This window comes from Agromyces sp. Y575, from assembly GCF_059445445.1.
Window position 1 is genome coordinate 615,709 of record NZ_JCAIUI010000001.1, and the last position, 15,356, is coordinate 631,064.

General features: G+C 65.7%; 11 protein-coding genes. All 11 read right to left on the reverse strand.

Annotated features, from left to right (window positions below):
- Window positions 1-3 precede the first annotated feature (3 nt).
- The 11 genes from gap to AC1C2U_RS03060 all read right to left on the reverse strand — a co-directional run bounded on the left by gap (window position 4) and on the right by AC1C2U_RS03060 (window position 15,315).
- Window positions 4-1,008: a type I glyceraldehyde-3-phosphate dehydrogenase gene (gene gap / locus AC1C2U_RS03010; protein WP_495360236.1), complete on the reverse strand. Its 1,005-nt coding sequence runs from the start codon at window positions 1,006-1,008 to the stop codon at window positions 4-6.
- A 96-nt stretch (window positions 1,009-1,104) separates the two neighbouring features.
- The gene (locus tag AC1C2U_RS03015; protein WP_495360237.1) at window positions 1,105-1,731 is read right to left on the reverse strand and encodes a superoxide dismutase; all 627 of its coding nucleotides are present in this window, start codon (window positions 1,729-1,731) and stop codon (window positions 1,105-1,107) included.
- 104 nt (window positions 1,732-1,835) lie between these two features.
- Window positions 1,836-2,816, reverse strand: a complete 981-nt coding sequence (gene whiA / locus AC1C2U_RS03020; RefSeq protein ID WP_495360238.1) for a DNA-binding protein WhiA — start codon at window positions 2,814-2,816, stop codon at window positions 1,836-1,838.
- Window positions 2,817-2,854: 38 nt separating this feature from the next.
- Window positions 2,855-3,730: an RNase adapter RapZ gene (gene rapZ / locus AC1C2U_RS03025; RefSeq protein WP_495360830.1), complete on the reverse strand. Its 876-nt coding sequence runs from the start codon at window positions 3,728-3,730 to the stop codon at window positions 2,855-2,857.
- 38 nt (window positions 3,731-3,768) lie between these two features.
- Window positions 3,769-5,727: an excinuclease ABC subunit UvrC gene (gene uvrC / locus AC1C2U_RS03030; protein WP_495360239.1), complete on the reverse strand. Its 1,959-nt coding sequence runs from the start codon at window positions 5,725-5,727 to the stop codon at window positions 3,769-3,771.
- Between the two features lie 4 nt (window positions 5,728-5,731).
- Window positions 5,732-8,623 (reverse strand): excinuclease ABC subunit UvrA, encoded by a 2,892-nt coding sequence (gene uvrA, locus AC1C2U_RS03035; protein ID WP_495360240.1) that lies wholly within the window; start codon window positions 8,621-8,623, stop codon window positions 5,732-5,734.
- A 165-nt stretch (window positions 8,624-8,788) separates the two neighbouring features.
- Complete coding sequence (gene uvrB / locus AC1C2U_RS03040; RefSeq protein ID WP_495360241.1) at window positions 8,789-10,855, reverse strand: excinuclease ABC subunit UvrB; 2,067 nt, start codon at window positions 10,853-10,855, stop codon at window positions 8,789-8,791.
- A gap of 63 nt (window positions 10,856-10,918) precedes the next feature.
- Window positions 10,919-11,530: a dephospho-CoA kinase gene (gene coaE, locus AC1C2U_RS03045; RefSeq protein ID WP_495360242.1), complete on the reverse strand. Its 612-nt coding sequence runs from the start codon at window positions 11,528-11,530 to the stop codon at window positions 10,919-10,921.
- 118 nt (window positions 11,531-11,648) lie between these two features.
- Complete coding sequence (gene rpsA / locus AC1C2U_RS03050) at window positions 11,649-13,100, reverse strand: 30S ribosomal protein S1 (protein ID WP_495360243.1); 1,452 nt, start codon at window positions 13,098-13,100, stop codon at window positions 11,649-11,651.
- Between the two features lie 210 nt (window positions 13,101-13,310).
- Entirely contained in the window at window positions 13,311-13,619 is a 309-nt protein-coding gene (locus AC1C2U_RS03055; protein ID WP_495360244.1) for a DUF1731 domain-containing protein, read from the reverse strand.
- A gap of 22 nt (window positions 13,620-13,641) precedes the next feature.
- On the reverse strand, window positions 13,642-15,315 hold the full coding sequence (locus AC1C2U_RS03060) for a DUF885 domain-containing protein (protein ID WP_495360245.1): 1,674 nt from the start codon (window positions 15,313-15,315) through the stop codon (window positions 13,642-13,644).
- Between the last annotated feature and the right edge of the window lie 41 nt (window positions 15,316-15,356).

Genomic DNA, 15,356 nt, shown 5'->3' on the forward strand with positions numbered 1-15,356 from the left:
GATTCAGAGACGTTCGGCGACGTACTCGGTGAGGTCGACGAGACGGTTGGAGTAGCCCCACTCGTTGTCGTACCAGCTCGAGAGCTTCACCTGGTCGCCGAGCACGCGCAAGAGGCCGGCATCGAAGATCGACGAGTGCGGGTCGCCGACGATGTCACTCGAGACGATCTCGTCTTCGGTGTACTTGAGGATGCCCTTCATGGGGCCTTCAGCCGCAGCCTTGTACGCGGCCTTGACCTCTTCAACGGTCACCGGGCGCGAGGAGGTGACCGTGAGGTCGGTGATCGAGCCGGTGGGAACGGGCACGCGCAGGGCGAAACCGTCGAGCTTGCCGACGAGCTCGGGCAGCACGAGGCCGAGGGCCTTCGCTGCACCGGTCGAGGTCGGCACGATGTTGACCGCGGCGGCGCGGGCGCGGCGCAAGTCTTTGTGCGGGCCGTCTTGCAGGTTCTGGTCGGCGGTGTACGCGTGGACCGTCGTCATGAGACCGCGCTCGATGCCGAAAGCGTCGTTGAAGACCTTGGCGAGCGGTGCGAGGCAGTTCGTGGTGCAGGAGGCGTTCGAGATGATGTGGTGCTTCTCGGGGTCGTAGTCGTGCTCGTTCACGCCGATGACGAACGTCGCGTCTTCATCGGTCGCGGGTGCCGAGATGAGCACCTTCTTCGCGCCGGCCTCGATGTGCTTGCGCGCGTCGGTGGCTTTCGTGAAGAAGCCGGTCGACTCGATGACGATGTCGACACCCAACTCGCCCCAGGGCAGGTTGGCGGGGTCGCGCTCTGCGAAGGCCTTGATCGCCTTGCCGTCGACGATGATGTTGTCGTCGTCGTAGTCGACCGTCGCGTCCAGTCGGCCCGCGATCGAGTCGTACTTCAGGAGGTGAGCGAGGGTCTTGTTGTCGGTGAGGTCGTTCACGGCGACGATCTCGAGGTCTGCCCCCTGGGCGAGGGCGGCACGGAAGTAGTTGCGGCCGATACGGCCGAAGCCGTTGATGCCGATCTTTACAGACACAGATTTCTCCTGATTGACGATGGCGCGAACGCGCTCTTTCACTGGTGAACTGGTCGGACGGCGGTGTCCCCGGATAGGCCCGAGGACACCATCCGTTTACGACAGTAGCAGCAGCCCTGAGGTCTTCTCACCAGCGGTCTGGAACCGCTTCTGGACGTTCTCCCAGTTCGTGATGACCCAGAACGCCTTCACGTAGTCGGCGCGCACGTTCTTGTAGTCGAGGTAGTAGGCGTGCTCCCAGACATCGAGCATGAGCAGCGGCACGATGCCGGCCGGCAGGTTGCCCTGCTGGTCGAAGAACTGCACGATGATCAGGCGTTCTCCGATCGAATCCCAAGCGAGCACCGCCCAGCCGGAGCCCTGCACGCCGAGGGCCGTCGCCGTGAAGTGCGCCTGGAACTTGTCGAACGATCCGAAGTGATCGTCGATCGCCGCGGCGAGATCGCCGGTGGGCTTGTCGCCGCCGTCTGGTGAGAGATTGGTCCAGAAGATCGAGTGGTTGACGTGGCCGCCGAGATTGAACGCCAGATCTTTCTCGAGCTTGTTGACGTTCGCGAGATTGCCCGAGTCGCGGGCCTCCGCGAGCTGGGCGAGCGCAGTGTTGGCGCCAGTCACATACGCCTGGTGGTGCTTCGAGTGGTGCAGCTCCATGATCGTGGCGCTGATCGACGGCTCGAGCGCTGAGTAGTCGTACGGCAGATCGGGCAGGGTGTAGTCGGCCATTGCTTCTCCTTGTCAGATGCGCCGGGCCTCCGGGCGACCCCCGAGGTTCCGCGGCTGCCTTTCGAGTCTATGCCCGTCTCGATGCCCGCTGTCGGGGCATCCGCTCAGACCTCGTCAAGATCTGCAGGCAGGCTCGCTTCGGTGCCCGGCACGCCGAGATCTGCGGCCCGCTTGTCGGCCATCGCGAGGAGACGGCGGATGCGGCCTGCGACGGCGTCTTTGGTCATCGGCGGGTCGGCGTAATGACCGAGCTCGTCAAGGCTCGCCTCACGGTGGGACAGGCGCAACTCACCGGCGTACTTCAAATGCTCGGGGATGCCGTCGCCCAGCAACTCCATCGCCCGATCGACACGAGCGCACGCCGCAACGGCAGCCTGTGCCGAACGGCGCAGATTGGCGTCGTCGAAGTTCACGAGGCGATTCGCCGTCGCACGCACCTCGCGCCGCTGGCGCAGCTCCTCCCAGTTGCGCACCGTGTCGGTGGCACCCATCACTGCGAGCATCGCGCTGATCGCCTCGCCATCGCGAATGACGACACGGTGCACACCACGCACCTCCCGCGCCTTCGCCGAGACTCCGAGCCGACCAGCGGCGCCGACGAGGGCCATCGCGGTCTCGTTTCCGGGGCAGATGACCTCGAGAGCGGCCGAGCGGCCCGGATCGGTCAGACTCCCCTTCGCGAGGAACGCGCCGCGCCAGATCGCTGCCACCTCGTCGCGGGAACCGGTCGTCAGCTTGTTCGGCAGACCCCGAACCGGGCGCCGCCGAGCATCGAGCAAGCCGGTCTGGCGAGCGAGGGTCTCTCCGCCGTCGAGCACGCGCACGAGGTATTGGTTGGAGCGTCGCACGCCCGTCGGCGAGATCACCGAGACGTCGGGCCGCACGCCGTAGATCTCGGCCAGATCTCGAGTCACCCGTCGCACGAGCGTCGGCGAGTCGAGCTCCGCCTCGATCGCGATGCGGTTCGAGATGATGTGGAGCCCGCCCGCGAACCGCAGGATCGACGCCAGTTCTGCGACTCTGACGCCCGTCTTGGACACCTCGACGCGCGCCAGTTCTTCTTTCACGTCAGCGGTCAGTGCCACCTCAAGTCCCATCTCTCGTCATGTCGCCTGGCCGTCGATCACTCGCGGCCGAGATCCCGGTCTTTCACGCTGACGACGACTCCGGGCAGCGCGGCGATGCGCGAGCTCAGTTCGCGCACCAGGGCGACCGAGCGGTGTTTTCCCCCGGTGCATCCGATCGCGATCGTGGCATGTCGTTTGTTCTCGCGCTGGTAGCCCGCGAGTACGGGCTCGAGCGCCTTCGTATACGCGTCGAGGAACTCGCGCGCGCCGGGCTGGCTCAGCACATACTCCGAAACTGCGGCGTCGTTGCCGGTGAGGTGGCGAAGCTCGGGGATCCAGAAGGGATTGGGGAGGAACCGCGCATCGGCGACGAGATCGGCGTCGGCAGGCACCCCGTACTTGAATCCGAAACTCTGCATGGTGATGCGAAGCCCGGCGTGACCTTCTTCGGCGAATGTCTCGGTGACGAGGGTCGCGAGCTGGTGGATGTTGAGATCGGAGGTGTCGACGACGATGTCGCTCGCTTCGCGCAACTCGGACAGCCGCGCGCGCTCCGCGCCGATGCCGTCGAGGAGCGTGCCGTTGCCTTGCAGCGGGTGCGGGCGACGCACCGACTCGAAACGGCGCACGAGCACAGCGTCGGTCGCGTCGAGGAAGACGACGCGGACGCTGATGCCGGTTCGCAGCGCCTGAATGATCTCACGCAGCTCGGAGAAGAAATCCCCGCCGCGGATGTCGACGATCGCGGCGATGCGCGGCAGCGACGTGCCTGCCCGCTCCACGAGCTCCACGAGTGGGCGCAGCATCTGCGGAGGCAGGTTGTCGACGACGTACCAGCCGAGGTCTTCGAGTGCATTGCCAACGGTCGAGCGCCCGGCGCCGGACATGCCCGTGACGATCAGCATCTCTTGTTGCTCGGAATCAGCGGTCATCATGTCGAGGCCCCCTTTCCGCGTGTCGACACCCCAGCCTATCGGGGTGCAGGCGCGCCGTCGGCGTGCAGGGTTCGGTGCACGGTCGCCGCGAGCGTGGGTCCGATGCCCTTCACCTCGGCGATCTCGGGCTCGGAAGCGGTTCGCAACCGCGCGACCGATCCGAAGTGCCGCAGCAGCTCCTTCACCCGCGACGGACCGAGGCCCGCAATCTCGGAGAGCACGCTGCCGATGTCGCGTTTGCGGCGTTGCCGTTGGTGGGTGATCGCGAAACGGTGGGCCTCATCGCGCACCCGCTGGAAGAGGAAAAGAGCGTCGCTGTTGCGGGGCAGGATCACCGGGAAGTCACCCTCGGGCGTCCAGATCTCTTCAAGACGTTTGGCGATGCCGCAGAGGTAGATGCCCTCGACACCAGACTCCTCGAGCGCTCGGGCGGCCGCCGCGACCTGCGGTTGCCCGCCGTCGACCACCAGCAGGTTCGGTCGATAGGCGAACTTCTTCCGGCGTTCGGATGCCGCGGCATCCGTCTCGGCCGCGGCCTCAGTATCTTCGGGTGTCGTCGCCGAGCCTGGCTCGACCGGCGAACCGATCTGATCGGGCGATTTCAGGTAGGCGAGGCGGCGCGTGAGCACCTGGTGGATCGAGTCGGTGTCGTCGGTGGAGTGCGGAATCGTGAATCGGCGGTATTCGTCTTTGCGCGGAAGACCGTCTTCGAAGACGACCATCGAGGCGACGATGTTGGTGCCGCTGAGGTGGCTGACGTCGTAGCACTCGATGCGCAGCGGGGCGTCGGCCATTCCGAGCGCCTCTTGGATGTCTTCGAGAGCGCGGGAACGAGTCGTGAAGTCAGCACTGCGCCGTGTCTTGTAGAGCATCAGAGTCTGTCTGGCGTTCTGCGTCGCGGTCGCGAGCAATGCCGCCTTGTCGCCGCGTTGCGCGGCGCGCAGTCGCACCTTTCGCCCGGAGAGGTCGCCGAGCCAGGTCTCGAGGGCAGGAGCATCATCGGGAAGCTCGGGCACGACGACTTCGGCCGGTGGTCTGCTGCCGTCACCATAGGCGTTCTGCACCACGGAGTCGACGAGATCGCTGAGCGGCACGTCGAGCTCTTTGTCGACGGTCCACGAACGGACACCGCGGATGCGGCCGCCGCGAACGATGAACAGTTGTACGGCCGCTGCGAGCTCATCGTGGTCGATTCCGAATACGTCGATGTCGACCTTCTCGCCGAGCACCACAGCACTCTTCTCGAAGAACGACGTCGCGGCCTGCAGCCGGTCGCGCAGTCGTGCAGCCGATTCGTAGTCTTGCGCTGCGGCGGCCGTGCGCATGCGCTGCGTGAGCTCGCCGATGATGCGCCGGTCTTGACTCGCCATGAAGGAGACGAAGCGGTCGACGTTCTCGCGGTGCTCTTCGACACTGACGCGACCGGAGCACGGGCCGAAACAGCGTCCGATCTGCCCGGCGAAGCAGGGCTTTCCACTGGCGATGGCCCGGCGGTAGTCGGAGTCTTTGCACGTGCGGATGGGGAAGAGCTTGAGCAGGATCTCGAGAGTCTCGTTGACGGCCCAGACCTTGGGATACGGGCCGAAGTACCGGGCTCCGCGAATGTTGCGGTTGCGGGTGACCACCGCGCGCGGCGCCTCGTCAGCGAGCGTCACAGCGAGGTACGGGTAGGACTTGTCATCTTTGAACTGCACGTTGAACGGCGGGTCGAACTCGTTGATCCACGTGAACTCGAGCTGCAGCGCCTCGACTTCGTTGGCGACGACCGTCCATTCCACCGAAGCTGCGGTGGTGACCATCCGGCGGGTGCGCTCGTGCAGCGTGTGGAGGGGGGCGAAGTAATTCGACAGTCGCGCGCGCAGGTTCTTCGCCTTGCCGACGTACAACACGCGCCGGTCGGCGTCACGGAACCGATAGACGCCGGGAGATGTGGGGATCTCGCCCGTCTTCGGGCGGTACGGGACGCCCTGCGTGCTCGACAATGCTGTGTTCATCGCCTCAGCTGGCGACCTCGGCTCGCACCGACGCCGCGTCGAGCATCTCGCGCAGGAAGTAGCCGGTGTGACTCTCGGGCATGGCCGCGACCTGTTCTGGTGTGCCGGTCGCCACGATCTGGCCGCCACCCGACCCGCCTTCGGGTCCGAGGTCGATGATCCAGTCGGCCGACTTGATGACATCGAGACTGTGTTCGATCACGATCACAGTGTTGCCCTTATCGACGAGCTTGCCAAGCACCTTGAGCAGCTTCTGCACGTCTTCGAAGTGCAGACCGGTGGTCGGCTCGTCGAGCACGTACACGCTACGGCCGTTGGAACGACGTTGCAGCTCGGTTGCGAGCTTCACGCGCTGCGCCTCGCCGCCGGAGAGCGTCGTGGCGCTCTGTCCGAGCTGCACGTAACCGAGGCCGACATCGACGAGCGTCTTCAGGTAGCGGTGGATCGCCGAGATGGGCTCGAAGAACTCAGCCGCCTCACTGATCGGCATCTCGAGCACTTCGGCGATGTTCTTGCCCTTGTAGTGCACCTGGAGGGTCTCGCGGTTGTACCGCTTGCCACCGCACACCTCGCACGCGACGTAGACGTCGGGCAGGAAGTTCATCTCGATCTTGATCGTGCCGTCACCCGAGCACGCCTCGCAACGGCCGCCCTTGACGTTGAAGCTGAACCGGCCGGGGAGGTAGCCACGGGCCTTCGACTCGGTCGTCTCGGAGAAGAGTGTGCGAATGCGGTCGAAGACACCGGTGTAGGTGGCCGGGTTCGATCGAGGCGTGCGCCCGATCGGTGCCTGGTCGACATGCACCACCTTGTCGAGCTGGTCGAGCCCGGTGACGCGACGGTGCTTGCCCGCGACCTTCCGGGCGCCGTTGAGGCGGTTCGCGAGCACCCGGTACAGGATGTCGTTCACGAGTGACGACTTGCCCGAGCCGCTCACGCCGGTCACGGCGGTGAGGATGCCGAGCGGGAACTCGACGTCGACACCGCGCAGGTTGTTGGCCTCTGCGCCCTGCACGGTGATCGTGCGCTCGGGGTCGACGGGGCGGCGCGTCTCGGGAATCGGAATCGCCTTGCGGCCCGACAGGTAGTCGCCCGTGAGTGAGCGCGTGTTCTTCACGAGATCGGCGTAGCTGCCGGAGTGCACGACAGTGCCGCCGTTCACGCCCGCGCCCGGTCCGATGTCGACGATCCAGTCGGCCGTGCGGATCGTGTCTTCATCGTGTTCGACGACGATGAGGGTATTGCCGAGATCGCGAAGTGCGATCAGTGTGTCGATGAGTCGACGGTTGTCACGCTGGTGGAGGCCGATGCTCGGCTCGTCGAGCACGTAGAGCACGCCGGTGAGACCGGAACCGATCTGCGTCGCCAGACGGATGCGCTGCGCTTCTCCGCCGGAGAGGGTTGCCGCCGCGCGCGAGAGGTCGAGATAGCTGAGCCCGACGCGGATCAGGAAGTCGAGACGCAGCTTGATCTCGCGCAGCACTTGCGCGGCGATGGCCTTCTCGCGATCACTGAGTTCGAGGCGATCCATGAATGCACGGGCGTCGGTGAGACTCAGCAGGCCGACGTCGGCGATGCTCGCGTCGTGGATGAGCACCGACAGCACCTCGGGCTTCAGACGCTTGCCGTCGCAGACCGGGCACGGCACCTCGCGCAGGTACTCCGACCAGCGCGCGCGCTGCACATCGGTCTCGGCCTGCAGGTACTGGCGCTCGATGTAGGGCACGACGCCCTCGAAGCCGGAGGTGTAGCTCATCTCGCGGCCGTAGCGGTTGCGCCACTTCACCTTGACCTCGAAGTTGTCACCACGGAGCACTGCCTGGCGAGCCACCTCGTCGAGCTCCTCCCACGGGGTATCGAGCGAGAACTCGAGATCTCGGGCGAGCCCGCCGAGGAGCTTCTCGTAGTAGTTGTAGAGACTCTTGCCCTGCGAGGTCCATGGAATGATGACCCCCTCGGTAATGCTCAGGCTCGGGTCGCCGAGCAGCAGCGCATCGTCGACCGACATTCGCGTGCCGAGCCCGGAGCACTCTGGGCAGGCACCGAACGGCGCGTTGAACGAGAAGGTGCGCGGTTCGATCTCGGTGAGTTGGATCGGGTGCTGATTGGGGCAGGAGAGCTTCTCGGAGAACGTCGCCCATGCGGCCGGCCCGGTCTCGTCGATGTAATTGATCTGCACGACGCCGTCGGTCAGTCGCAGCGCCGTCTCGAGGGAGTCGGTGAGGCGGCCGAGCATGTCGGGGCTTGCGACGAGCCGGTCGATCACCACCGAGATGTCGTGCTTGACCTGCTTCTTCAGCGTCGGCGGTTCATCGAGTCTGATGACGTCGCCGTCGACGACGGCGCGCGTGTACCCCTGGGCGGCGAGGTCGCGGAAGAGGTCGACGAACTCGCCCTTCTTCTTCGACACGACCGGGCTCACGACCTGGTAGCGGGTGCCCTCAGCCAACTCCATGAGCTGGTCTGCGATCTGCTGCACCGTCTGCCGCTGGATGCGCTCACCGCAGACCGGGCAGTGCGGCACACCGATGCGCGCCCAAAGGAGGCGCATGTAGTCGTAGATCTCGGTGATCGTGCCGACGGTCGAGCGCGGGTTCCGGTTCGTCGACTTCTGGTCGATCGAGACTGCAGGGCTCAGGCCCTCGATGAAGTCGACATCAGGGCGGTCGACCTGCCCCAGGAACTGGCGAGCGTAGGCCGAGAGCGACTCGACGTAACGTCGCTGCCCTTCGGCGAAGATCGTGTCGAACGCGAGCGAGGACTTGCCCGAGCCCGAGAGACCTGTGAACACCACCATCGCATCACGCGGGATCTCGACGTCGACGTTCTGCAGGTTGTGTACGCGGGCACCGCGAACACTCAGGTGCGAATGGGCATCGAGACGTGAAACTGACACCCTTCGAGTTTAGAGAGCACCACCGACACGGATGCCTCGCGCACACGCGCTCTGAGCGAACATACGTTCGAATCGGGGCGAGATCACGGCTCGCTCCGCCTGAGCGCGAACCGGGCGATGGACGCGGCGGCAACGCGCGCGCGCCAGAGAAACAGGGATCGATCTTCAGCCAAGGTGACCGGCTTTCTCCATCTGGCGGAGCTCGCGCTTGAGATCGGAGACCTCGTCACGCAAGCGCGCGGCGAGTTCGAACTTCAATTCGCCGGCCGCGACGAGCATCTGCTCGTTGAGATCGCGAATGAGGTCTTCGAGGTCGTTCGCGCCGGCCGCAGCGATGCCCTCGCGCCGAAGGTTCGGCACCGGCGCCTTCTTCTTCGCATCGCGACCGGCGAGCAGGGCGGCGGTGTCGGCGCCTTCGCGTGCGAGCACCTGGGTGATGTCGGCGATGCGCTTGCGAAGCGGTTGCGGGTCGATGCCGTTGACGCGGTTGTACTCGAGCTGACGATCTCGTCGTCTCGTCGTCTCGTCGATCGCCGACTTCATCGAATCGGTGAGCACATCGGCATACATGTGCACCTCGCCCGAGACGTTTCGTGCGGCGCGACCGATCGTCTGGATGAGTGACGTCGACGACCGCAGGAATCCCTCTTTGTCAGCGTCGAGGATCGCGACGAGGGACACCTCGGGCAGGTCGAGCCCTTCACGAAGAAGGTTGATGCCGACCAGGACGTCGTACACACCCGCCCGGAGTTCGGTCAGCAACTCGACGCGGCGCAGCGTGTCGACATCTGAGTGGAGGTAGCGCACTCGCACCCCAGCCTCGGAGAGGAAGTCGGTGAGCTCTTCGGCCATCTTCTTGGTGAGGGTCGTGACGAGCACGCGCTCGTTTCGCTCAGCGCGAATGCGGATCTCGTCGAGAAGATCATCGATCTGGCCCTTCGACGGCTTCACGATGATCTGCGGATCGACGAGTCCTGTCGGGCGGATGATCTGCTCCACCACGCCGTCGGCGATGCCCATCTCGTAGCGACCGGGTGTGGCCGAGAGATAGACGGTCTGACCGACGCGCGCCTTGAACTCATCCCACTTCAGCGGTCGATTGTCGAGCGCGCTCGGCAGGCGGAACCCGTGCTCGACGAGAGTGCGCTTGCGGGAGGAGTCGCCCTCGTACATCGCGCCGATCTGGGGAACCGTGACGTGCGACTCGTCGATCACCACGAGGAAGTCGTCGGCGAAGTAGTCGAGGAGGCAATGCGGGGCCTCCCCCGCCTGTCGGCCGTCGATGTGCCTCGAGTAGTTCTCGATGCCAGAGCAGAAGCCGATCTGCTCCATCATCTCGAGGTCGAATGTCGTGCGCATGCGCAGCCGCTGCGCTTCGAGCAGCTTGCCCTCGCGCTCGAGCTCGGCGAGCCGCTCTTCGAGTTCGATGCGGATCGTGCCGATCGCCCGCTGCATCACATCGGTGCTCGCCACGTAGTGCGACCCGGGGAACACCGCCACCGAGTCGAGCTTTGCAACTACCTGCCCGGTCAGCGGATGCAAGCTGTACAGCGCTTCGATCTCATCGCCGAACATCTCGATGCGGATCGCCAGTTCTTCGTAGATCGGAATGATCTCGATCGTGTCGCCACGCACTCGGAAATTGCCGCGCGAGAAGTCGACGTCGTTGCGCTGGTACTGCATCGAGACGAACTTGCGGATGAGCCAGTCGCGATCAACCCGTTGCCCGACCTGCAGCGGCATCATGGCACCGAGGTACTCCTCAGGCGTACCGAGGCCGTAGATGCACGAAACCGACGAGACGACCACGACGTCGCGCCGGCTCAGCAATGAGTTCGTGGTGGAGTGCCGGAGCCGTTCGACTTCAGCGTTGACCGACGAGTCCTTCTCGATGAAGGTGTCGGTCTGCGGCACGTACGCCTCGGGCTGGTAGTAGTCGTAGTACGAGACGAAGTACTCGACCGCGTTGTTGGGCATGAGTTCGCGGAACTCGTTGGCCAGTTGCGCGGCCAGCGTCTTGTTGTGTGCGAGCACGAGCGTGGGCCGCTGCACCTGTTCGATGAGCCAGGCGGTGGTCGCCGACTTACCGGTGCCGGTCGCACCCAGCAGCACGACGTCGGTCTCGCCCGCGTTGATGCGACCTGCGAGTTCGGCGATCGCCGCCGGCTGGTCGCCGCTCGGGACGTACTCGCTGATGACCTCGAATGGTCGAACGGATCGTGTGGCCTGCATGCCCTCCAGTCTAGGATCGCCCGCCGACACCACGGCTGGGAGCGTTCTCGGACTGGCAGCGCACTACGCCTGGGCGCGCTCCTCGACGATTCGCCGCCAGAGGGCGTCGGTCTCACTCATCGTGTGCGCGAGCGACCCATCGGTGTCGATCACGACGTCGGCGATCGCGAGCCGCGCGGTGTTGTCGACCTGCGCGTCGACGCGAGCCTCGGCCTGGATCGGTTCGAGACCTCGATCCTTCACGAGCCGTTCCACCTGGGTGCGCCGCGGCGCGTTCGTCACGACGATGAGATCGAAGGGGTGGTCGACGGATGCCTCGACGAGGAGCGGAACGTCGTAGACGACGACCGCATCGGGGTCCTCCCGTTCGGCCTTCGCGAAGAGCTTGGCCGAGAGTTCGCGCACGGCTGGATGAACGATCGCGTTGAGCTTCGCGAGTGCGACCGGGTCGCCGAACACCTGCTCACCGAGTTTCGCCCGATCGAGCGACCCGTCGCGGTGCAGCACGTCGTCGCCGAACTCGGCGACGATCGCTGCCAGTGCGGGCGTGCCCGGCTCCACCACTCGCCGTGCGAGCTGGTCGGCATCGATGTGCACGGCGCCATGCTCGTAGAGCCGACGTGCGACGGTGGACTTTCCTGAGGCGATGCCGCCCGTGAGACCGATCAGATACACGCCACCACTCTAACCGTGCGGCACTCGACGCGACGCCACAAGGAGGCGGGCCGACCGCGCCATGAACGCAGGAAGGCCGGCTCCCGAGGGAACCGGCCTTCCGAATTGCGGGTCGTGACTAGTTGTTGCTCGAGAGCTTCTCGCGCAGCGCCGCGAGCGACGCGTCATCGGCGAGGGTACCCGCGCCGGCGGAGTCGCCCGTGAACGACGGAGCACTCGTGGTGAACGAGTCGTCGGCGGCAGCAGCAATGCTCGCTTGCGCGACCTGCTTCTTGTGCGCCTCCCAACGAGCCTGGGCGGCAGCGTAGTCCTGCTCCCACTTCTCGCGCTGAGTATCGAAGCCCTCGCGCCACTCGTTGGTCTCGGGGTCGAAGCCCTCGGGGTACTTGTAGTTGCCCGCCTCGTCGTACTCGGTGAGCATGCCGTAGAGCGCCGGGTCGAACTCGGTGCTCTCGGGGTCGACGCCCTCGTTCGCCTGCTTCAGCGAGAGCGAGATGCGGCGACGCTCGAGGTCGATGTCGATGACCTTGACGAAGACCTCTTCGCCGACCGACACGACCTGCTCGGCGAGCTCGACGTGCTTGCCCGACAGCTCGGAGATGTGGACGAGGCCCTCGATGCCATCGGCAACGCGAACGAACGCACCGAACGGAACGAGCTTCGTGACCTTACCCGGGGCGACCTGGCCGATCGCGTGGGTACGGGCGAAGACCTGCCACGGGTCTTCCTGCGTCGCCTTGAGCGAGAGCGAGACGCGCTCGCGGTCGAGCTCGACGGAGAGCACCTCGACGGTGACCTCCTGGCCGACCTCGACGACCTCGCTGGCGTGCTCGATGTGCTTCCACGAGAGCTCGGAGACGTGGACGAGACCGTCGACGCCGCCCAGGTCGACGAACGCACCGAAGTTGACGATCGACGAGATGACGCCCTTGCGGATCTGGCCCGGGTGGAGGTTCGCGAGGAAGGTCGAACGCGACTCGGACTGCGTCTGCTCGAGCAGCGCGCGGCGCGAGAGCACGACGTTGTTGCGGTTCTTGTCGAGCTCGAGGATCTTCGCCTCGATCTCCTGGCCGAGGTACGGCGTGAGGTCGCGCACACGGCGAAGCTCGATGAGCGAGGCCGGGAGGAAGCCGCGAAGGCCGATGTCGACGATCAGGCCGCCCTTGACGACCTCGATGACCGAACCGGTCACGACGCCATCGGCTTCCTTGATCTTCTCCACGTCGCCCCATGCGCGCTCGTACTGCGCACGCTTCTTCGACAGGATGAGGCGGCCTTCTTTGTCTTCCTTCTGAAGAACGAGCGCCTCGACGGTGTCGCCGACGCCGACGACCTCGCTGGGGTCGACATCGTGCTTGATGGAAAGCTCACGCGAGGGGATTACACCCTCGGTCTTGTAGCCGACGTCGAGGAGTACCTCGTCGCGGTCGATCTTCACGACGGTGCCCTCGATGAGGTCGCCGTCGTTGAAGAACTTCAAAGTCTTCTCGACCGCGGCGAGGAAATCGTCAGCAGATCCGATGTCGTTGATCGCGACCTGCTTGGGTGCCTTGGTCGTTGCGGTTGTCATGTAGTGAATGCTCCGTAAAGGACAAAATCGAGCCCATCGCGCGGGAGAGCGTTATGTTGGTTCCGCGATGGGCGTGCGGACAGGGATGTCACACGAGTGACACTCAATCCTAACGGAATCACTCCCCCATGGGCAAACGAGCAGGTTCTGGCGGTCACACGAGACGTCGCTCGCCCGATTCTTCGGTGAGCGGAGCGGGCCGAAGGATGCTCAGCAGCGCCGGCATTCTTCGGTGAGCGGAGCGGGCCGAGTGATGCTCAACAGCGCCGGCTCGAGGTCTGGATATTCGAAGGCGTACCCGGCATCGACCAGTCGTTCGGGCACGACCCACTTCCCTGCGAGGTTCACGAGCACACCGGCGCCGTCCACCACACGCCGGATCGCGGCCGTGTCGCCCCACGGGGCATCCGTTTCAGCACCGCGGCCGATCGTCACGACCTCGGCGCCTGCAGCACGGACGTGCGACACCAGGTGTCGCCCGATGAATCCGGAGGCCCCCGCACTGACGATGCGCGTCATGCGTCTTCCTCTGCGTGCGGAATCAGGCGAGCAGCGCTGAGCGCAGCGTGTCGAGGCCGACGCCGCCCAGACCCAGCGCCCTGCGGTGGAACTCGCGGATGTCGAACGATGCACCCTCGCGGCGCGCGACCTCGTCACGCAACTGCTCCCAGATTCGCTGCCCGACCTTGTACGACGGCGCCTGCCCCGGCCAGCCGAGGTAGCGGTTCACTTCGAAGCGCACGAAACCGTCGTTCATGTTGACGTTCTCACCGAGGAACTCGAACGCGTAGTCGCCGGTCCACACGCCATTGCCGTCGGGGCGCCGCTTGCCGAGGTGCACGCCGATGTCGAGCACCACGCGCGCCGCGCGCATGCGCTGGCCGTCGAGCATGCCGAGGCGGTCAGCCGGGTCGTCGAGGTATCCGAGGCCCTGCATGAGTCGTTCGGCGTAGAGCGCCCACCCTTCGGCGTGGCCCGAGGTGCCCGCGAGCTGGCGGCGCCACGTGTTGAGCTGACCGCGGTTCACGACCGCCTGGCCGATCTGCAGGTGGTGACCGGGTACGCCCTCGTGGTACACCGTCGTGAGTTCGCGCCACGTGTCGAACTCGGTGACGCCTTCGGGTACCGACCACCACATTCGCCCCGCGCGCGAGAAGTCGTCGCTCGGCCCGGTGTAGTAGATGCCGCCCTCTTGCGTCGGCGCGATCATGCACTCGAGCGTGCGGATCTCGGCGGGAATGTCGAATTGGGTACCGGCGAGCTCGGAGACAGCGCGGTCGCTCGTCTCCTGCATCCACCGCTGCAGGGCGTCGGTACCGTGCAGCTTGCGCGACGGGTCGTTGTGGAGGAACGCGATCGCTTCGGCGACGGATGCCCCGGGCACGATCTCGTTCGCGATCGACTCCTGCTCGGCGACCATGCGGGCGAGCTCTTCGATGCCCCACTCGTAGGTCTCGTCGAGATCGATCTCGGCGCCGAGGAACTGGCGCGACTGCAGCGTGTAGATCTCACGCCCCACGGCGTCGTGCTCGCCGGCGACCGGCTGCAGTTCGTTCTCGAGGAACTCGGCGAGCCGGGCGTACGAGGCTGTGGCGGCCGCAGCACCGCTGCCGAGCTGGCTCGTCACCGACGACGGAAGTTCTGCGTCACCGGCCTTCGCGGATGCGGCGAAAGTGCCGAAGAACCCATCGGGCTGCGCAATACGACGCGCCTGCGCGGCGACCTCGCGCACCTGACGAGCCGCGGGCACGATGCCTCGCGCGATGCCCTCGCGCAACGTTTCGACGTAGCCGTCGATCGCACCCGGAACCGATTCGAGGCGGGTCGCGATGCGCTCCCACTCCTCTGGAGCGTCGGTGGGCATGAGGTCGAACACCTCGCGGATCTCTTGTGCGGGGCTCGCGATGACGTTGAGGTCGCGCAGGTGGAGGCCTGCATCGTGCCGCTCGAGTGCGAGCTCGAGTTCGCTGCCGAGGTCGGCGACGGTGATCCGGTCGACGTCGTCGACCGGGCTCGCCGCACGGAGCGCGGCGAGTGCCTCCCGCGTGGCCGCGATCGAGCGCTCGTGACCTTCGGGAGAGAAGTCGGCGAGTCGGTCGTCGTGCGTCGTACGCCCGATGTAGGTGCCGACGCCCGGGTCCAGTTCGACGAGTGTGTCGACCCACCCCTCTGCGATGCGATCGACGTCGGTCGGGGTGCGCTCACTCGATGCCATGCTGCGAGCCTATGACAGCGAGCCGACATCGCGCTCGCTTC